The 18,684-nt window shown below is 65.9% G+C and carries 13 protein-coding genes; 5 read left to right on the top strand and 8 right to left on the bottom strand.

All coding sequences use genetic code 11. The features are described from left to right. Positions 1-81 precede the first annotated feature (81 nt). Complete coding sequence (locus ACQR07_RS03925) at positions 82-1,449, top strand: peptidoglycan DD-metalloendopeptidase family protein (protein WP_434901010.1); 1,368 nt, start codon at positions 82-84, stop codon at positions 1,447-1,449. 271 nt (positions 1,450-1,720) lie between these two features. On the opposite strand, the gene metC is transcribed toward ACQR07_RS03925, so the two are convergent. Beyond that, a complete protein-coding gene (gene metC, locus ACQR07_RS03930) occupies positions 1,721-2,884 on the bottom strand; it encodes a cystathionine beta-lyase (RefSeq protein ID WP_434901011.1) in 1,164 nt (387 codons plus the stop codon). A 392-nt stretch (positions 2,885-3,276) separates the two neighbouring features. Between metC and ACQR07_RS03935 the strand changes: the two genes are divergently transcribed. Continuing rightward, the gene (locus ACQR07_RS03935; protein ID WP_434901012.1) at positions 3,277-4,011 is read left to right on the top strand and encodes a DUF4279 domain-containing protein; all 735 of its coding nucleotides are present in this window, start codon (positions 3,277-3,279) and stop codon (positions 4,009-4,011) included. Positions 4,012-4,061: 50 nt separating this feature from the next. Here the strand turns inward: ACQR07_RS03935 and ACQR07_RS03940 are convergent, their stop codons facing one another. Beyond that, positions 4,062-5,300 (bottom strand): LysM peptidoglycan-binding domain-containing protein, encoded by a 1,239-nt coding sequence (locus ACQR07_RS03940; protein ID WP_434901013.1) that lies wholly within the window; start codon positions 5,298-5,300, stop codon positions 4,062-4,064. A gap of 827 nt (positions 5,301-6,127) precedes the next feature. Between ACQR07_RS03940 and ACQR07_RS03945 the strand changes: the two genes are divergently transcribed. After that, entirely contained in the window at positions 6,128-8,278 is a 2,151-nt protein-coding gene (locus tag ACQR07_RS03945) for a methyl-accepting chemotaxis protein (protein ID WP_434901014.1), read from the top strand. A 14-nt stretch (positions 8,279-8,292) separates the two neighbouring features. Here ACQR07_RS03945 and ACQR07_RS03950 read toward each other — a convergent pair whose 3' ends face one another. Beyond that, on the bottom strand, positions 8,293-8,835 hold the full coding sequence (locus ACQR07_RS03950; protein ID WP_434901064.1) for a DUF3124 domain-containing protein: 543 nt from the start codon (positions 8,833-8,835) through the stop codon (positions 8,293-8,295). Between the two features lie 25 nt (positions 8,836-8,860). Here ACQR07_RS03950 and ACQR07_RS03955 point away from each other — a divergent pair, with 25 nt between their 5' ends. Both ACQR07_RS03955 and upp read left to right on the top strand, forming a co-directional pair. After that, positions 8,861-10,588 carry a cation:proton antiporter gene (locus ACQR07_RS03955; protein WP_434901015.1) on the top strand — a complete coding sequence of 576 codons (1,728 nt, stop codon included), beginning with the start codon at positions 8,861-8,863 and terminating at the stop codon, positions 10,586-10,588. Positions 10,589-10,637: 49 nt separating this feature from the next. Beyond that, on the top strand, positions 10,638-11,273 hold the full coding sequence (gene upp, locus ACQR07_RS03960) for a uracil phosphoribosyltransferase (RefSeq protein WP_015666779.1): 636 nt from the start codon (positions 10,638-10,640) through the stop codon (positions 11,271-11,273). Between the two features lie 9 nt (positions 11,274-11,282). Here the strand turns inward: upp and ACQR07_RS03965 are convergent, their stop codons facing one another. The 5 genes from ACQR07_RS03965 to ACQR07_RS03985 form a co-directional block, all read right to left on the bottom strand. Then, on the bottom strand, positions 11,283-12,203 hold the full coding sequence (locus ACQR07_RS03965) for a DMT family transporter (RefSeq protein ID WP_434901016.1): 921 nt from the start codon (positions 12,201-12,203) through the stop codon (positions 11,283-11,285). A gap of 87 nt (positions 12,204-12,290) precedes the next feature. Beyond that, positions 12,291-13,172: an NAD(P)-dependent oxidoreductase gene (locus ACQR07_RS03970; protein WP_434901017.1), complete on the bottom strand. Its 882-nt coding sequence runs from the start codon at positions 13,170-13,172 to the stop codon at positions 12,291-12,293. Positions 13,173-13,175: 3 nt separating this feature from the next. After that, positions 13,176-14,310, bottom strand: a protein-coding gene (prfB, locus tag ACQR07_RS03975; protein WP_434901018.1) for a peptide chain release factor 2 whose coding sequence is annotated in 2 segments (ribosomal slippage) — positions 13,176-14,240 and positions 14,242-14,310 — 1,134 coding nt in all. Because the reading frame shifts where the segments join, the coding sequence is not laid out codon by codon here. 119 nt (positions 14,311-14,429) lie between these two features. After that, positions 14,430-16,937, bottom strand: a complete 2,508-nt coding sequence (locus ACQR07_RS03980; protein WP_434901019.1) for a penicillin-binding protein 1A — start codon at positions 16,935-16,937, stop codon at positions 14,430-14,432. A 233-nt stretch (positions 16,938-17,170) separates the two neighbouring features. Continuing rightward, entirely contained in the window at positions 17,171-18,427 is a 1,257-nt protein-coding gene (locus tag ACQR07_RS03985) for an N-acetylmuramoyl-L-alanine amidase (RefSeq protein WP_434901065.1), read from the bottom strand. Positions 18,428-18,684: the final 257 nt, after the last annotated feature.

Here is an 18,684-nt window from a genome sequence, read left to right on the forward strand (position 1 = left end):
AAATTAACCATGCAGGGGTCAAATCCCTCCCGTAAATGACGCCGCTGGACGTAACGAGCTCCAGCCGGCGCGGGAGTGCCGATGTCGCATCGTTCCGGCCATCACGCCGACTATCCCCAGCACCATTCTCATGACCGCGGGCATGGCCATCATCATCGGCGCGCGCCCGCGCCTCATCCGGCCCCTGCTCCGGCCGCCGCCGCGTCGCAGAGCGACTACACGCTGGTGCATGCCGGCAAGCAGGTGCGCATCGGCCCGGTCGTGTTCTGGATCGTGGTCGGCACGGTCAGCCTGCTCGGCGCGTGGTCGGCGGCGACCGCGACCTATTTCGCGTTCCGCGACGACGTGCTGACCCGGCTGATCGCGCGCCAGGCCGAGATGCAATACGCCTATGAGGACCGCATCGCCGAGTTGCGCGCCAAGGTCGACCGCGCCACCAGCCGCCAGCTCCTCGACCAGGAGCAGTTCGATCAGAAGCTCGACCAGATCCTGAAGCGGCAGACCGCGCTCGAAGGCCGCGCCACCGCGCTCGGCAGCATGCCCGACATCACCGGCTCGATCCGCGCGCCGGCCCGTGGCCCGGCGATCGAGCCACCCTCGGCGCCATCAACGCCGAAACCGTCGCCGATCAGCGACACCGTGATCTTCACCGCGCCGCCGGACCGCGAGGCCCGGCTCGAATCGCGCAGCCCCGTCATGGCCAATGTGCAGCCGAGCCAGTCCACCAAGCTCGCCGGCGTCGACAACGTGCTGACGCGGCTGACGCGCTCGCTCGATCAGGTCGAGGCGCGGCAGGTCGCGATGCTGGCCTCGGCCGAGGAGACGCTGGAATCGAAGCTGCGGCGAATGCGCGGCGTGATCACCGATCTCGGCCTCGACATGGGCCAGCTCGAAGCCGCGACGCCGAAGGGGGCCATGGGCGGCCCGTTCGTGCCGGTCAAGCTCGGCGCCGAATCCGGCCCGTTCGAGCGCCAGCTCTACCGCATCAACATCACCCGCGCCCAGGTCGACAAGATGAACCGGACGCTGTCGCTGGTGCCGTATCGCAAGCCTGTCATCGGCGAGGTCGAGTTCACCTCGGGCTTCGGCGTGCGCTCGGATCCGTTCCTCGGCCGCCCGGCCATGCATACCGGCCTCGATTTCCGCGCCGCCACCGGCGATCCCGTCCGTGTCACCGCCAATGGCAAGGTGGTCAATGCCGGCTGGTCCGGCGGCTATGGCCGCATGGTCGAGGTCGATCACGGCAACGGCCTGTCGACGCGCTACGGCCATCTCTCGGAGATCAACGTCAAGATCGGCCAGCAGGTGAAGATCGGCGACATCATCGGCGAGGTCGGCTCGACCGGACGCTCGACCGGCCCGCATCTGCACTACGAGACCCGCATCGACGGCGAAGCCGTCGACCCGCAGAAATTCCTCCGCGCCGGCGTAAGGCTGAGTGCGGGTTAGCTATCAGCTGCAGTCCTGCTGAAGCCGGGCCATCACGCGACGAATAAGCTTCGTTTGAGCCCGACTTTCTCCAACCGTCATTCCGGGGCGCGCGCAGCGCGAGCCCGGAATCCATAACCACGAACGGGTGTGAGGGAGCTCGATCGATGTTCCGCCATCTCGCTCTCCCCACTACGGCCTGTGAGTATGGATTCCGGGCTCGCGCTACGCGCGCCCCGGAATGACAGCGAGGAGAGAGGTTCGGCCTCGAAGTGCTACCTCGCTGAGTGCTCTAAGCCACCAGCGCATCCAGGAACCGCGACAGGTCCTCCCACAGCTCGCCCGGCTCTTCCAGGCCGATGCTGAGCCGCACCAATCCTTCCGCCGCATTCCATGGCCGCACCGTGCGGTCGGTCATGACGTCCATCGGCACGATCAGGCTGTGGGTGCCGCCCCAGGAAGCGCCGATCGCGAAAAGGCTGAGATGCCCGAGCGCGGAATAGATTCGCGCGGAAAACTCCGGCCGGATGACGACGCTGAACACCGCGCTCGCGCCGGAGAAGTCGCGTGCAAACACCTCGTGCCCCCCACAGGACGGCAGCGCCGGGTGCAGCACCCGCGCGACCGCCGGCGCAGCTTGCAGCCGCTCGGCAAACTCGCGCGCGACGCGGCCGCTATGCGCCATCCGCACGCCCATCGTCTCGATACCGCGTAGCGCCAACGCCGCCTCGTCGGGCGACACGCCGATGCCGAGCACGCCCAGCACATCCTTCAGCGCCTTGCGCAACGCGAGATCCTTGACGGTGATGGAGCCGAGCAGCAGGTCGGAATGCCCGCCGACATATTTCGTCAGCGCCTCCACCGCGAAGTCGACGCCGTGCGCCAGCGGCTTGAACAGCAGCGGACTGGCCCAGGTGTTGTCGCAGCCGGTAAGCACGCCTCGCGCCTTGGCCGCCCTGATGATGGCGGGCACGTCCTGCACCTCCATCGTTCCCGATCCCGGCGATTCCAGCCAGATCAGCTTCGTGCTCGCGTCGATGAGATCGGCGATACCGCCGCCGATCAGCGGATCATAGACCGCATGCGCAATGCCGCGCGAGGCGAGATAGTCGGCGCAGAGCTCACGCACCGGCGGATAGACGTGATCGGGAATCAGCACCTTGTCGCCCGGCTTGAGCACGGCGAGCATCGTGATCGCGACCGCAGCCTGTCCTGATGGAACCAGCACGGTGCGCTCGCCGCCATGCAGCGCTGTGATCTGCGCCTCCAGGGTCCGCGTCGTCGGCGTGCCGTGCAGGCCATAGGTGTAGCCGTCGAACCCGCGTTCGGCGCGCCGTGCAAAATCCTGCGGATCGTCATAGACGATCGTCGAGGCGCGATGGGTCGGCACCGCCAGCGACTTGAAGCCATCTTGGGACACGACAGGATGCTGAACGCAGCGGGTGAGATCGTGCATGGAAACCTCGTGAGTGACATTTGAGATGATCGTATCGCAATCGCGGCGGGTCAGGCGATCGGTTTGGAGGACCAGAACGTGATCGCTCCGGCTGAGACGGAAGGTTCATCTTGAGACACCGTCATTGCGAGGAGCAAAGCGACGAAGCAATCCAGAGTCGCGAGCGCAGCCCTGGATTGCTTCGCTTCGCCGCTTCGCTCGCAATGACGGATGATGGACTGCCGTGATCAACTGCCTGCGGCTGAGCTGCAGCCATGACTGGGATGCGCGGATCGAGCGCAGCGTCGAGCGGCTGGGAGAGCTAGCTTGCGAATTGCTGAGTTAGCTTTGCAGTGCGAACGTCTCGGCCATTTGTCATAGTGGGCAAATCGTGGCGAGGCAAAGTTGGATCAATGACGAGGATTTCAGAAACGCACACGTCCCTGAGGTTTTCCGGCGATGATCTCAACCCCGGCGCGTTGACTGCCCTTCTCGGCGGGACGCCTTCAACATGCGCCAGCAAGGGCGATGTGATCCGCGGCGGACGGATCGCCAAAACCGGCAGTTGGATCGTGCGTGCGGAGCGTCGCGCGCCTGGAGATCTTGACGCACAGGTCGAGGAAATCCTTTCGCCGCTGAGTCAGGACCTGTCGATCTGGCGCAGCCTCGGAAAATATCGACCGTACCTGTTCGTCAGTTTGGTCTTGCAGGAAACCAACGAAGGTCTCGAGATCAGTCCTGACTGCCTTTCCTTGCTCACAGAGCGCGGAATCTTGCTGGGGCTCGATATTTATGGCGCGCGTTCAGAATGGAGAAACATTCAGATCATCGACGGCGCTGACAACGCCACGTTCAGTGTGTTTCAGGCCACCGAGGACGAATTTTATCAGATATTTCCACCCGGTGATCATGACATGGAAATCGCGGAGGACTTCGTTCAGCGCGTGGGCGAAGCCCATGCGGACTTCGTTCTCGGCGCGATCTGGCAGCGCCCGATCCTCAAGCGCGACGTCAATGGGATTCATGGTACGCTCTACTTCAACTACCAATCGAGACGCCAGGATCTGCCGTCCTCGAAGCGTGAGGTCGATCTGGCCGAGAGTTCGATCAACGCCGCTCAGCGAGTGCTGTTCGCAAAACACCGATAAGCGCGAGACTCCGCAGTCGTCATCTCGACAGAGAGCTTCAAGCCCACCGCCTACCGCTTCGCCGGCAGCACGAACACCTGGCCAGGATAGATCAGATCGGGCCGGCGGATCTGCTCGCGGTTGGCGCGGTAGATGACCGCATAGCGGGTGCCTTCGCCGAGCAGGCGCTGGCTGATGTGCCACAAGCTGTCGCCGCGCGAGACCGTGATCGTCCTGACGCCGCGCCGGGCGGGTGACGCCGCCACGTCCTTGAGGTCGCCTGGCGACGCCGATGCAAGCTGCGTGCGCGCGCCGGCAGCGCCACTGCCTTGGGCCGCGGCCGCAGGCAGCGAGGCCGTGGTCAGGGCCTCCGGCACGTTCAACGGCACCTCGGCGCGGGCCTGAACGGTGCCCGTCTTGGCGTCCACCTCGTCGAGCCGCAGCCGGTCCTTGCCCGCCCAGGCGGCATCCTTGATGGTCGCGGTGACGCGCCCGTCGGTGCCGGCCAAAGCCGAGCTGACGAGGCGGTCGTTGACGTAGATCCTGACGGTCGCGCCAGGCTTGGCGCGGCCGCTGACGCGCAGATGGCCGTTGGGCTCGAAATCGACGGCCTCCACCGCGACCGCCAGCGGCGCGGATGACGCCGGCTTCGACAGCACGCGCGTCGGCTGGTCGGGCGCGATGACAGCGACGGTGGCCGGCCGCTTGCCGGCCTCGACCACGACGGCCACGCTCTGCTTGGACGACAGCTCGCGGCCATCCGGCTGCCGCGCCCGCAGGGTCAGCTCGAACGTGCCGGCGGGCAGCGGCGATGGCACCATCGAGAACTGGCCTGCGCGATCGGCCACCACCCGCGCATGCGGCTCGCCGTTGCGCAGCAGCTCGACGGTGGCGCCGGGAGCCGCACGGCCCGCGACGACGGTCTCGCCCGTCGGCTCAACGCTGACCACATCGAACGACGGCTCGTCGCCGGAAGCCGCCGGCGGGGTCACCGGCGCCAGCAGCGCAGCCAAGCCGCTGGCCTGTTGCTGTGCCGTCGCGAGCGCAGCCGCAGCCTGGCTCGCGCCGCCCTTGTCTGCCGCCCCCTGCTCCGCCGTCGCGGCGCGCTGCGGAGCCGCAGGCGTCGGCGCCGCGCTCCCGGCAGCCGCCGGCGCCGCAGCCCCGTCCTGGCGCGCAGCCGTCTGCTCACGCTTGAAGAAAGAGAGGTCGAGACCCATGGTCGAGGCCAAGGCGATGACCAGGCCCGCCGCGACGAACGCCGCAACGGCGCCGCCCATCCAGATCCATCGTCTGCCGTTTCCGGTGCTCATGCGTTGATCCGTCCCTGTTCACGGCGAACACGGAGACGACGGCTCCGTCAGCAGGATTCTCGGCCGGTTTTTAGCATCATGCGGGCAGGAAAGCCATCGTAGGCGGGGGCGCGCATTGAACCGCGCAGCGTTCCCACAGTCGGGCCCTGCGACGCTGACAGGCAGTCTCTCGCCCAAGGCCTGATCGCGCGGGACTGCCGCGAACTTTTCTCTTTCGCTTTTCCAGAATTCGTGTATGATCCGCCCATCCCGCCTCGTTGCGAGGGGCGTACGCGTCGTCACGGACGTTGGGGTGGGATGCGGTGGACGCGGCGGCTGTGCTCGACGGGCATGGCTGCGCGGACGGCGAAGTCGCGTGGTCCTGACCTCCCGACGCTGAGGTTAAGTCCGAGCCGGTGCTGACGCACGGCGCTGATGACGGGGGCAAGAAAGCCCGGTCCCCGGGGAGATCGCGTATAAGCCGTTAAAACCAGCCGCGCGGGGAATGCCGGGTCGATCGGCTGAACCTGTGGTGACTGCCGCCTGCTTTCTTGTCTGCAGGCGGGCCATGGGTGAGGCCCTCACCCGGCATTCCCTGCGCCCTCGTGTCGCGGGCGCGCTGCGATCAACCCGGGTGCTTGCGCGCCGCGGGAGGTTTTTCCGTACGCATTGTCAAGAGCTTAGGTCCGGCGAGCACCTGTCGGCGAGGCGCCAACCGCCTGCCCGATACGTAATCATACGTGCCCAGATTTTACGCAACCTTTAACGGGAGACGGCCCTCCTAGCACTAAAATGACCGCCTGCATCCGCCCTTCGCGTGCAAGCAGGGACAAATGGAGTTTCATCCCGTGCGCCAGAATCTGCCCGTCACCCGAAACGAATACCCGATCACCGACGAGACGCTGATCGTCTCGCGCACCGATCTCAAGGGCAAGCTGACCTACTTCAACGACCAGTTCGTCGATGCTGCCGGCTTTACCTCCGACGAACTGATGGGCCAGCCGCACAACATCATCCGCCATCCCGACATGCCCGCCGCGGCGTTCGAAAATCTCTGGGACACGCTGAAGCAGGGCAAACCGTGGGCCGGCGCGGTCAAGAACCGCCGCAAGAACGGCGACTTCTATTGGGTTCTTGCCACGGCGTCAGCGACCCGCGAGAACGGCGAGATCACCGGCTACACCTCGATCCGCACCAAGCTGCCGGCCGACCAGCGCGCCGAGGCCGAGAAGGTCTATGGGCTGCTCAACCAGAACAAGGCGCAGGACTACGCGATCAGCGCCGGCATCATCCGCCGCCGCTCGATGTTCGATCGCCTGTCGTTCTTCACCGGCACGCTGAAAGCCCGCCTGACGACACTGGCCGCGGTGCTGGGCGTTTTCATGCTGATCATCGGCGCCGCCGGCCTGCTGTCGACGCGATCGTCCGACGCAAGCATGAGGTCGCTGTACGAGGACCGCACGATTCCGCTGGCGCAATTGTTCGAGATCAACGATCGCACCCTGCAGAACATGTCGTCGCAACAATCAGCAGCGGCGAACGGCAAGGCGGGAAAATCGATCGCCGGCATCAGGGCGTTCGTGGACGGAAACAGTGAAAGGATTTCCAAGGTCTGGGCCGACTACATGGCGAGCTACCTGACGCCGGAGGAGAAGGCCGTCGCCGATGCGTACGCGATCAGGCGCAAGGCCTATCTCGAGGAAGGCATCAGGCCGGGCCTGGTCCTGCTCGAGCAAGGCAAGTTCGACGAGGCCAGCCAACACATCGCCACCAAGGGCCACGATCTGTTCGAGGCCGCCAAGCACGAGCTCGACAAGCTCGTTGCCATCCAGGTGAAGGAAGGCAAGGCACTCTACGAGGCAGCCGAAAGCCAGTACCACGCCGTGCTTGCGGTCGTCGCATTGATGATCCTGGCCGGTCTCGCAATCGGCGCCCTGTTCAGCGTGCAGACCATTCGCGCAGTGTTGCGACCGCTCAAGGTGCTCAATGACTCGATGCAGAACATCACCGAGGGCAAGCTCGACAACCGCATCCCGGTGGAGCGCGACGACGAGCTCGGCGAGGCGCTGCGCAACCTCCGGACCGTGCAGGCGATCATCCGTTTCAACAGCGAGGAAGTGAAGGCGATCCAGCGTGCCGGCGAGGTCAAGCGCAAGGCCGAGATGAGCAAGCTCGCCAGCGAGTTCGAAGGCGCGATCGGCGGCATCGTGCAGACGGTGTCGACGGCCTCGTCGCAGCTCGAGACCTCCGCCGGCACGCTCTCCTCCACGGCATCGCGCTCTCAGGAGCTGGCCACCACCGTGGCCGCGGCGTCCGAACAGGCCTCGACGAACGTGCAGTCGGTCGCCTCGGCGACCGAGGAGCTGACCTCGTCGGTCACCGAGATCAGCCGTCAGGTGCAGGAATCGGCGCGGATCGCCTCCGGCGCCGTCGACCAGGCTCGCGTCACCAACGACCGCGTCAACGAGCTGTCCAAGGCGGCGGCGCGGATCGGCGACGTCGTCGAGCTGATCAATACGATCGCCGGACAGACCAATCTGCTGGCGCTGAACGCCACGATCGAGGCGGCGCGTGCCGGCGATGCCGGCCGCGGCTTCGCGGTGGTGGCGTCCGAGGTCAAGGCGCTGGCGGAGCAAACGTCCAAAGCGACCGGCGAGATCGCACAGCAGATCTCCGGCATTCAGGCGGCCACCCAGGAATCGGTCGTGGCCATCAAGGACATCAGCACGACCATCGAGCGGCTGTCGGAGATATCCTCGACGATCGCCGCCGCTGTCGAGCAGCAGGGGGCAGCGACGCAGGAGATTTCGCGCAACATCCAGGAGGCGTCGCGCGGCACCTCCGAGGTCAACACCAATATCGTCGACGTCCAGCGCGGCGCCTCGCAAACCGGCTCCGCCTCCGGCGGGGTGCTGTCGGCGGCGCAGTCGCTGTCGCAGGAGAGCGACCGGCTGCGCCAGGAAGTCGGCAAGTTCCTCGACAATGTGCGGGCGGCCTGAGGCCGGCCGCGCGTTCAGCGCCCGGTCAGGCGGATCGGGCGGCCCTGGCTGATGAAGGCATAGTGGCCGGCGCCGATGCCGCCGACCATCAGCGCCTCGACGACGGGCTCGGCGATCTCGCCGGTCGCCGCCCAGTCGACGACGAAATTGGCGCCGGTGCCGCCACGCGTATCCTTCGTCGGCACGAAGATCTCGACGGTGGCGAACGGCTTCAGCGCCACCGGCTCGCGCAGATGGGCTTCGACCAGCGCGCCGGCCGTGTCGAAATAGTTGATCCGCCGGACGATCAGCGGCCGCTGCTCGGAGGCATTGTGGATGCTCAAGGTGACCGAGAAATCGGCCTGCACCTTGCCCGGATTCATGGCGACGCTGGAATAGACCGGGACGTAGACCGCGCCGCTCACGATCGCAACCTCCGCCGGAACCGCGGTCAGCGAGCTCGCAAACGTCGTGGTCAGGCTGTCGGCCGCCCGCCCCTCGCTCCCTGCGAGCAGCAGCGCCAGCACCGCGATCCCGATGTGACAGATTGCGGGTTTCCTTGCGCCGCGGCGCGACATAAGTTGCCGCCCCGGGGGTTGCTTCATGCATGAACTGATCGGCGACATCACGCTCTGCATCCTGTTTGCGTGGGTGCTTGGACTGGCGGCGCACCGCTGGCGCCAGCCCTCGATTCTCGCTTATCTGGTCGCGGGCTTCGCCATTGGCCCCTTCGGCACCGGCTGGGTCAAGTCCCAGGAATCGATCTCGGTGATCTCGGAGCTCGGCCTGATCTTCATGCTGTTCATGATCGGGCTGGAAATCGACCTGAAGAAGATCATCCGCGCCGGCCCGGTGATTCTGATCGCCGGCGGCGTCCAGCTGCTCGGCGGCGCCGCGCTCGGCATCCTGTTCTTCGTCGCGATCGGCATGCGGATGGGCGCGGAGAGCTACGACGCGCTCTATCTTTGCGTCGCCTGCGCGCTGTCCTCGACCGTCATCATCGTCAAGGTGCTGTACGAGAAGCGCGAGCTCGACACCCTGCCCGGCCGCATCACGCTCGGCGTGCTGGTGCTGCAGGACGTGTTCGCGATCCTGTTCCTGGCGGTGCAGCCGAGCCTCGACGACCTGCATTTCAGCGTCATCCTGCTGTCGTTCGCCCGCGCCGGCGCGCTGGTCGCGATCGCGCTGCTGCTCAGCCGCTACGTGCTGCCGCCGGTGTTCCACCGCATCGCGCGCACCCCGGAGCTGATCCTGCTCGGCGCGCTCGCCTGGTGCTTCCTGATCGGCGAGATCGCCGAACGGCTGCATCTGTCGCGTGAGATGGGCTCGCTGATCGCCGGCGTATCGCTCTCGACCTTCCCTTACGCGCTCGACGTCACCGCCAAGGTCACGACGTTGCGCGATTTCTTCATCACGCTGTTCTTCGTCGCGCTCGGCATGACCATCCCGATCCCGACCATGTCCGTGGTCGGGCTGGCGCTGGTGATCGCGCTGTTCACGATCGCGAGCCGGCTCGTCACCACCTTCACGCCGCTCTACATGATGCGGCAGGGCCTGCGCGCGAGCCTGTTGCCGGCGCTCAACCTCGCCCAGATCAGCGAGTTCTCACTGGTGGTGATCCAGACCGGCGCGGCCGCCGGACATCTCAAGAACGGCACCTCGGCGGCGGCATCTTTCGCTTTCGTGCTGCTCGCGGTGCTCTCGACCTTCGTGATCGTGCGCTCCGATCCGATCGTGCGCCGGAGCATCCCGCTGCTGAAGCGCGTCGCCCTGCGCGACCTGGACACCGCCAAGGACGGCGAGGCCGGCCACGAGGGCGGCCACGCGGCCGGACGGCCGATCGTGCTGCTCGGCTTCTTCCGGACCGCGAGCGCCCTGCTCAGCGAGATCGAGCGCAACCAGCCAGGGCTGCTGGAGCAGATCGGCGTGGTCGATTTCAATCCGGTGGTGTTCCGGACCCTGTCCGATCGCGGCATCCAGGTGACCTATGGCGACATCAGCAATGTCGACACGCTGGTGCATGCCGGGGTCGGCCAGGCCGAGCTGATCATCCTGAGCATTCCGGACTCGCTGCTCAAGGGCGCCAACAACGAGAAGCTGGTGCGGCACGTCCGCAGCATCAACGCGTCAGCCAAGATCGTCGCGACCGCCGACCTGCTCGCCGATGTCCGCGACCTCTACGACGCCGGGGCGGACTACGTGACCGTGCCGCGGCTCAGCGATGCGCAGGTGCTGCTGAACCTGATCCAGGACGCCGGCGCCGGCCTCCTGTTGGAGCGGCGAAGCCAGGCCGAGGCGATGTTGGCCGATCGCCGCGAGGTGCTGCCGTGATGCACATCAACCCCGATCCATCACCCGAAATCCTGCCAGACCCGAGATCATGACAAACAGCCAAGTCCACGTCGTCGACCACCCGCTGGTGCAGCACAAGCTCTCCCTGATGCGCGAGCGCGACCGCTCCACCAAGGGTTTTCGCGAGCTCCTGAACGAGATCGGGATGCTGCTGGCCTACGAGGTCACCCGCGATTTGCCGCTCGAGCTGGTCGACATCGAGACGCCGATCGCGCCGATGAAGGCGCCCAAGATCGCCGGCAAGAAGCTCACCCTGGCGCCGATCCTGCGCGCCGGCGTGGGCTTTCTCGACGGCATGCTGGCCTTGATGCCGTCGGCGCGCATCGCCCATATCGGGCTCTACCGGGATCCGAAGACGCTGCAGGCGGTCGAGTACTACTTCAAGGCGCCGCAGGACCTGACCGACCGCACCGTGATCCTGATGGACCCGATGCTCGCAACCGGCAATTCGGCCTGCGCCGCGGCCGAGCTCTTGAAGGCACGCGGCGCGCGCGACATCCGCTTCGTCTGCCTGCTGGCCGCGCCGGAGGGCATCGCGCAGTTCGAGAAGGAGCATCCGGATATCCCGATCTGGACCGCGGCGATCGACGAGAGACTGAACGACCACGCCTATATCGTGCCGGGCCTCGGCGATGCCGGCGACCGGATGTTCGGGACCAAGTAGCAGGAGTGGTCAGGACGGGCGCGGCGCGAGGCGCAGCAGGTTGAAGATGCGTCCGTCGATCACCAGCAACGCGCTCCCGATCACGAGCGCACCAGCGAGCGCCCGCAGCGAAATGGTCTCGTCGAGGATCAAGGATCCAAGCAGGATCGTCGTCACGGGAATCAGCAGCGTCACCAAGGTCACATTGGTGGCACCGGAGCGACGCATGACCTGAAAGAACACGATGTAGGCGAAGGCCGTCGACAGCGTCGCGAGCGCAGCTATCGCGAGCCAGGTCTGCGGCCCGGGCATCGGCAAGGACCACGGCCGGTCGACCAACCCGGCGATCACGAGCATCATCACGCTCGAGGCGGACAGTTGAAAGGTGGCGGTGGCAAGCGGCGGCGAGTTGGCGAGATGACGCCGCACCAGCAGCGCGGCGATGCCATAGCTGAAGCACGCACCGAGACCGAACAGAATGCCGATGCCGCCACCGGAGGCATCAAGTCCCGCTCCGCCCCTCAGGACTGCGACGCCCACCAGGCCCACGATCAGGCCGGCGATCCGGCGTGCCGAGAGCCTCTCCTCGCCGGCCACGGCCATCACCACGATCGTGAACAGCGGCGTGGTGGCATTCAGAACCGCTGCAAGACCCGACGTGATGTAGGTCTGGCCGATGACGATCAGACAGAACGGCACGACATTGTTGAACAGCGCGACCGCGACATAGGGCCACCAGCCGGCAATGCCCTTGGGAAGGCCGAGCCCGCGCCAGCGCAAGATCGGCAGCAGGATCGCGGCCGCCAAGACGATCCGCAGGAGCACGAGCGTCAGCGGCGGCAGTTCCTTCAAGGCTAGGCCGTTGAAGATGAAGGAGCCGCTCCACAACAGCGACAGCAGACCGAGCAGCGACCAATCCCGCGCATCCATGCCGTCGTTCGGAGAGGTCATTATCGCAACCGCCTGTTCATCTGCGGAGGAACGTTGCAGGCGATACAAGGAGCCGTCCACCCGTTTTGCGCCATCGGAGTGCGACGGCTAGGGCGAGCCTCTCGGCCGCGAGACCAGTTCGATCATGCGGCCCTCGTCGTCGTCGGGCATCGCGGCCTTCGCCCGCGCATAGGCATCGACGGCGGCCTGGGCCATGACGGGACGATCGCCGAGCAGCTCTTCCGCCAGCCGCAATGCGTAGGCCGCATCCTTGTGGCGCAGCGCGGCGGTGAAGCTCGCATCGGCGAAGTTGCGCGCGATCATGCGCGGCGCATGCCGCAGCACTTGCGGACTGGCCGCAACGCCGCCTTGGATCGCTTCCAGCACGAGGTTCATATCGAGGCCGGCCTGCTCGGCGATCGCGAGCCCCTCGGCGAGGCCGGCGATCTGCATCGCGCCGAGCAGATTGTTGATCAGCTTGTAGACCGTGCCCGCGCCGACCGGCCCGAAATGACGAATGGTCGAACCGATCGGCGTCAGATACGGCCGCGCGCGCTCGAGATCGGCGGCATCGGCGCCGACCAGCAGCGTGAGCTTGCCGCTCGCCGCCGCATCGGGCAGTCCGGTTACCGGACAGTCGAGATAGATCACGCCACGCGCGTTCAAGTCGCGCGACAGCCGCAGCGCATGGTCGCGCGACACGGTCGAGCATTCGATCGCAATGATGCCGACTCGCATGGTCGCCGCAGCGCCGTCCGGCCCGAGCCAGACCGCGCGCGACGCCTCGTCATCGGCGACCATGGTGACGACCGCATCAGCATCGATCGCCGCATCGGCCGGAGAGGTCGACCAGCGTGCGCCACGGGCGATCAGATCGTCGGCCTTCGCCTGGCTGCGATTCCACACCGCGACGGAATAGCCGGCGTCGAGGTAACGACCAGCCATGCCATGGCCCATGCGTCCGAGCCCGATGAAGGCGACGCGCGCCACCGCTCAGTCCACGTCGTCGATCACGGCCCCCGGCGTGGTGCCGAAGGCACGCTGCGCCAAGGTGGCGGCCATGAACTCGTCGAGATCGCCGTCGAGCACGCCCGAGGTATCGGACGTCTGCACGCCCGTGCGCAGGTCCTTCACCATCTGATACGGCTGCAGGACGTAGGAGCGAATCTGGTGGCCCCAGCCGATCTCGGTCTTCGCAGCCTGGTCGGCGGCCGCCTTCTCCTCGCGCTTCTTCAACTCGATCTCGTACAGCCGCGCACGCAGCATGTCCCACGCCTGCGCGCGGTTCTTGTGCTGGGAGCGGCCGGCCTGACAGACCACCGCAACACCGGTCGGAATATGCGTCAGCCGCACCGCCGATTCGGTCTTGTTGACGTGCTGGCCGCCGGCGCCGCCGGAGCGCATGGTATCGACGCGGACGTCGGACTCCTTGATGTCGATCTTGATCGAGTCGTCGATGACCGGGAAAATCTGCACCGACGAGAACGAAGTGTGGCGGCGCGCATTCGAATCGAACGGCGAGATGCGGACCAGCCGATGCACGCCGGCTTCCGTCTTCAGCCAGCCATAGGCGTTGTGGCCGGAGATCTGGATGGTCGCCGACTTGATGCCGGCCTCTTCACCCAGCGATTCTTCGAGATACTCGACCTTGAAGCCGTGGGTCTCGGCCCAGCGCGTGTACATGCGCAGCAGCATCTGCGCCCAGTCCTGGCTTTCGGTGCCGCCAGCGCCGGCATGAACCTCGAGATAGGTGTCGAACTTGTCGGCCTCGCCGGACAGCAGCGCTTCGAGCTCGCGCCGGGCGACGTCCTTCTTGAGTTCCTTGAGCGCGTTCTCGGCTTCCTTGACGACGCCAGCGTCGTTCTCGGCTTCGCCGAGCTCAATCATCTCGATGTTGTCGCTGAGCTCACGCTCGACCTTGCCAATGCCAGTCAGCGAATCCTCCAGCGAGGTTCGCTCCTGCATCAGCCGTTGAGCCTTTTGGGGGTCGTTCCAGAGGTTGGGATCCTCGGCGAGCTTGTTCAGCTCGGCGAGCCTTGCCGTCGATGTCTCGACGCCAAAGATGCCTCCTCAGCAGCCCGACAGACTGCTTGATCTCTTCTACGATTTTTTCGATCTCGGCGCGCATATCGCTCTCTTCGGGCCGCAGCCGAACATGCCACGGCGATCATCTCTGGCTGGGGATGTAACGGCGCGCGGTGCAAAGCGCAATCGCCATGCACCGCATCAACCCGAGTTTCACGCGGCCTAATACAGGCTTCCCGTTCCCGGACGGATGATGAAGCTGCCCGCATCCGGCTGGCCCCCGGCCGACGGCGGCATCATGCGGCCGTCGGCGTCGGCGACGCCGATGACCGAGTAGTTGTCCGGCGGCGCCGTACCCGGCTTGAACGCCTCCATGATGGTGCGGCCGCCGTCGCCAGGGCTCGCGCGCAGGCCGGTCTTGGAATCGACGCGCACCAGCTTGATGCCGGCTGGAATCTTGAACGGGGTTGCGGGCTTGTCGGCCAAAGCGAGCTTCATGAAGTCCTTGGCGATCGGCGCGGCCAGATGTCCGCCGGTCGCGGCATTACCTTTGCCGAGCGGACGCGGTTTGTCGTAGCCCATGTAGATCGCGACCGCGAGATCCGGCGAGAAGCCGACGAACCAGGCGTCCTTGGCCTCGTTGGTGGTTCCGGTCTTGCCGGCGATCGGCTTGCCGACCTCCCTGAGCACGGTCGCCGTACCCGCCTGCACCACGCCCTCGAGCATCGAGGTGACCTGGTAGGCGGTCATCGTATCCAGCACCTGCTCGCGGCGGTCGACCAGTTGCGGCTCGGTCTGGTTCTTCCAGCCGTCCGGCGCGTCGCAGCCGCGGCATTCGCGGGCATCGTGCTTGAAGATGGTGTGTCCGTAGCGGTCCTGGATGCGGTCGATCAGGGTCGGCTTCACCCGGCGGCCACCATTGGCGATCATCGAATAGGCCGTGACCATGCGCATCGCCGTGGTCTCGCCGGCACCGAGTGCGTAGGACAGATAATTCGGCAGCTCGTCATAGACGCCGAAGCGGCGCGCATATTCCGAGATCAAGGGCATGCCGACGTCCTGCGCGAGCCGCACCGTCACCGTGTTCAAGGACAGACGCAGCGCGTTGCGCAGGGTCGTGGGACCGAGATACTTGCCGTTCGAGAAGTTGTCGGGACGCCAGACCTGTCCGCCCTGCCCCTGGTCGATCTCGATCGGGGCGTCGACGACCTGGGTCGACGGCGTGTAGCCGTTGTCGAGAGCCGACGAATAGACGATCGGCTTGAACGACGATCCCGGCTGCCGATAGGCCTGCGTGGCGCGGTTGAACTGGCTCTGGTCGAACGAGAAGCCGCCGACCATGGCGAGAACGCGCCCGGTGTTTGGATCCATCGCGACCATGGCGCCGGAGACTTCGGGCAATTGCTCGAGCCGATACTGGCCTTCGACCGGATTGCCCTCCTTGAACAGCGGATCGGCGTAGATCACGTCGCCCGGCTGCAGCACCTGCGCAACCGATGTCGGCACCTTGCCGCGGCCATTGCCGGTCGCAGCACGTGCCCATTTCACGCCGTCGAGCGTGATCAGGCCGGTCTGCCGTTCCTTGCTGACTGCACCGCCGAGCTCGCGCGGCGGCTGGAAGCCGATGCGGGCGGACTGGTCACTGGTCTCGAGCACCACGGCCATCCGCCATGGCGAGATGTCGGAGAGCGACTTGACGTCGGCGAGCTTGACGCCCCAATCGCCAGAAATGTCGAGCTTGGAGACGGCGCCGCGATAGCCCTGCTCCTGGTCGTAACGCACGAGGCCGGCGACCATGGCCTTGCGGGCCATCACCTGAACCTTCGGATCGAGCGTCGTGCGGACCGACAGTCCGCCCTCATAGAGCTTCTTCTCGCCATAACGCTCGAAAATGTCGCGGCGGACTTCCTCGGCGAAATACTCACCCGCAAAGATGTGCGCGCCGGTGTTGCGGCTGGCGATCGTCAGCGGGTCCTTGCGCGCCTTCTCGGCATCGGCCTGCTTGATCCAGCCGTTCTCCAGCAGGCGGTCGACGACGTAGTTGCGGCGCTCGATGGCGCGGTCACGGTTGCGGATCGGATGCAGGCTGCCCGGCATCTTCGGCAGCGCCGCCAGATACGACGCTTCCGCGACCGTGAGCTCGTTGACCGACTTGTCGAAATAGACCAGCGACGCCGCGGCAATGCCGTAGGCGCCGGAGCCGAGATAGATCTCGTTCAGATACAGCTCGAGGATCTTGTCCTTCGAATAGGTGCGCTCGATGCGCATCGCCAGCAGCGCTTCCTTGATCTTGCGCGCGAACGACACCTCGTTGGTGAGCAGGAAGTTCTTGGCAACCTGCTGGGTGATCGTCGAGGCGCCCTGCGGGCGCCTGTTCGAGCCGAAGTTCTGGGCATAGACCACCGCGGCACGCGCCATGCCGGTGAAATCGATGCCGCCGTGCTCGTAGAAGTTCTTGTCCTCGGCCGCGAGGAAGGCGTTGATCACGAGCTTGGGAACCGCCTGGATCGGCAGGTACAGCCGACGCTCCCTGGCATATTCACCGACCAGCGAGCCGTCGACCGCGTGCACGCGGGTCATCACCGGGGGCTCGTAATCCTGCAGCTGGGAATAGTCGGGCAGGTCCTTGGAGAAATGCCAGATCAGGCCGGCCGCAGCCGCCACGCCCACCAGGAAAACAACGGTACCGGCCGCGAACAGGAAGCCCAAAAACCGCACCAGAAAGCGCATCGGCAATTATCCGTTCCAACTCTTGTTCATCTCTTGGCTTGGGGCGCGCGGTGCGTCCCAAAAGCGCTGCCGCGAAAATCACGCGGTCGGCCGCAATGCCGCCTAACCCATGCCAGAAAACCGCACGGTCAAGCCCATCGACGGTGAAGCCTACCACAAGTCTGCAGATAAGGAATCCTCATGTGATTCCTGGTGCCTCGCAGCACGGTTATACGGACCTCGCTGTGGCCAAACTAGGGCTTTGGCCGTGCCGGGGCCGGCTTGTCCGACCGATCTCCACCGGCATTGGCGACGCGCTTGGACAGAAAGGCATCGATGGCGCGCGCCATGGCATCCGCCGTGCGCGAACGCCAGACATCGGAGACCAGATTACCCATGTCGCCCTTGTTCGAGACGTAGCCGAGCTCGACGAGCACCGACGGCACGTCCGGCGCCTTGAGAACCCGGAACCCGGCCGATTTCAGCGGCCGCTTATGCATATGCACCGAGCTCTTCATGTCGTTCATCAGGATACGGGCGAACCGGTTGGAAAACGTACGCGTTTCGCGCCGGGCCAGATCGATCAGGATGTCGGCGACGTCCGCCGGCTCCTCGGTGAGGTTCACGCCGGCGATCATGTCAGCGCGGTTTTCGGCCTCCGCCAGCCGCTCCGCTTCGACGTCGGAGGCCTTGTCGGACAAGGTGTAAATTGTGGCACCTTGGGCATCACCCTCGCCGCGCGGCAACGCGTCGGCATGGATAGAGACGAACAAGGCCGCCGACTGCTTCTGGGCGATTCGGACCCGGTCACCGAGCGGAATGAACGTGTCGTCGTCGCGCGTCATGATCACCCGGTACTTGCCCGCCCGCTCCAGGCGATCGCGCAACGCCTGCCCGAACGACAGCACTAGGTTCTTCTCGGGAATCTCGCCGCCCTGGGTGCCGTAGTCGACGCCGCCGTGCCCCGGATCGATCACGACCACGGGTCGCGGATCGGGCGGCGCAGCGGGGCCTGCGGGCGCGGCGGCGACGGTCGTCGGCGGCCTCACGGCGGGCGGGAACCCAGCCGTCGCGGCGAAAGCCGCGGATGGGCTCGTCTCGGCCAGGCTTGGCTTCAGCTGGGAACCTCTGTCGCCGCTGCCGATCGCCCGCGCAAAGGTCGCCTCATCGATCTCTTCCAGCTCCAGCACCAGCCGGGGCGGCTGCCCATTGGCGGCATCCAGCACCAGGGAGTTCGCGATTCGCACCGGCCCCGTCAGATCGAACACGATGCGGGACCCACCGGGCATGACCAGACCATAGCGGAACGCCTTGACCAGCCCCCGGCCGCTGGTGCCGGCCCCGGCCGGCAAGTGAAAGCTGACCTGCGGGAGGTCGACCACGACGCGGTACGGATCGCTCAACAGGAAGGCCCGAAAGGGAACCGCCTTGTCCAGGTCGAGCACGAATCGTGTCTGCCGGGAATCGCCCGCCAACCGCGCGTCGGAGGCAATCGGGAAGCCCGGCCCCACCGCGGCAGGCGGCACCTGCCCGACCGGCCCCGTCTGAGCCTGCGCCGAAAGCGTTCCAGTCCATAACAATTGCGTGACGCACAGCGACGCGCATCCCAGCAAAGAAAGGTAATTCGCCCGGCCAACTGCCAAATCAGTGCCTCCGCGGGACCGTCTTACCCCAACCAATCCACGGGGTTAATCGCGAAATTTTGGCATTTTCGTTAAACCTTACCGATTGTTGCGGTTCCGCGACGCTTCCCTTGCACGGCCACCGC

Origin of the sequence: Bradyrhizobium sp. HKCCYLS20291 (assembly GCF_051167715.1) — a bacterium.
In the GTDB taxonomy this organism is placed as follows: Bacteria; Pseudomonadota; Alphaproteobacteria; order Rhizobiales; family Xanthobacteraceae; genus Bradyrhizobium.

What these genes read in the sequence shown, in the direction of transcription:
- ACQR07_RS03950 (WP_434901064.1), bottom strand. Translation starts at nt 8,835, where the DNA reads ATGTCGCGCCGCGGCGCAAGGAAACCCGCAATCTGTCACATCGGGATC.
- ACQR07_RS03955 (WP_434901015.1), top strand. Translation starts at nt 8,861, where the DNA reads ATGCATGAACTGATCGGCGACATCACGCTCTGCATCCTGTTTGCGTGG.
- metC (WP_434901011.1), bottom strand. Translation starts at nt 2,884, where the DNA reads ATGCACGATCTCACCCGCTGCGTTCAGCATCCTGTCGTGTCCCAAGAT.
- ACQR07_RS03925 (WP_434901010.1), top strand. Translation starts at nt 82, where the DNA reads ATGTCGCATCGTTCCGGCCATCACGCCGACTATCCCCAGCACCATTCT.
- ACQR07_RS03940 (WP_434901013.1), bottom strand. Translation starts at nt 5,300, where the DNA reads ATGAGCACCGGAAACGGCAGACGATGGATCTGGATGGGCGGCGCCGTT.
- ACQR07_RS03980 (WP_434901019.1), bottom strand. Translation starts at nt 16,937, where the DNA reads ATGCGCTTTCTGGTGCGGTTTTTGGGCTTCCTGTTCGCGGCCGGTACC.
- ACQR07_RS03935 (WP_434901012.1), top strand. Translation starts at nt 3,277, where the DNA reads ATGACGAGGATTTCAGAAACGCACACGTCCCTGAGGTTTTCCGGCGAT.
- upp (WP_015666779.1), top strand. Translation starts at nt 10,638, where the DNA reads ATGACAAACAGCCAAGTCCACGTCGTCGACCACCCGCTGGTGCAGCAC.
- ACQR07_RS03965 (WP_434901016.1), bottom strand. Translation starts at nt 12,203, where the DNA reads ATGACCTCTCCGAACGACGGCATGGATGCGCGGGATTGGTCGCTGCTC.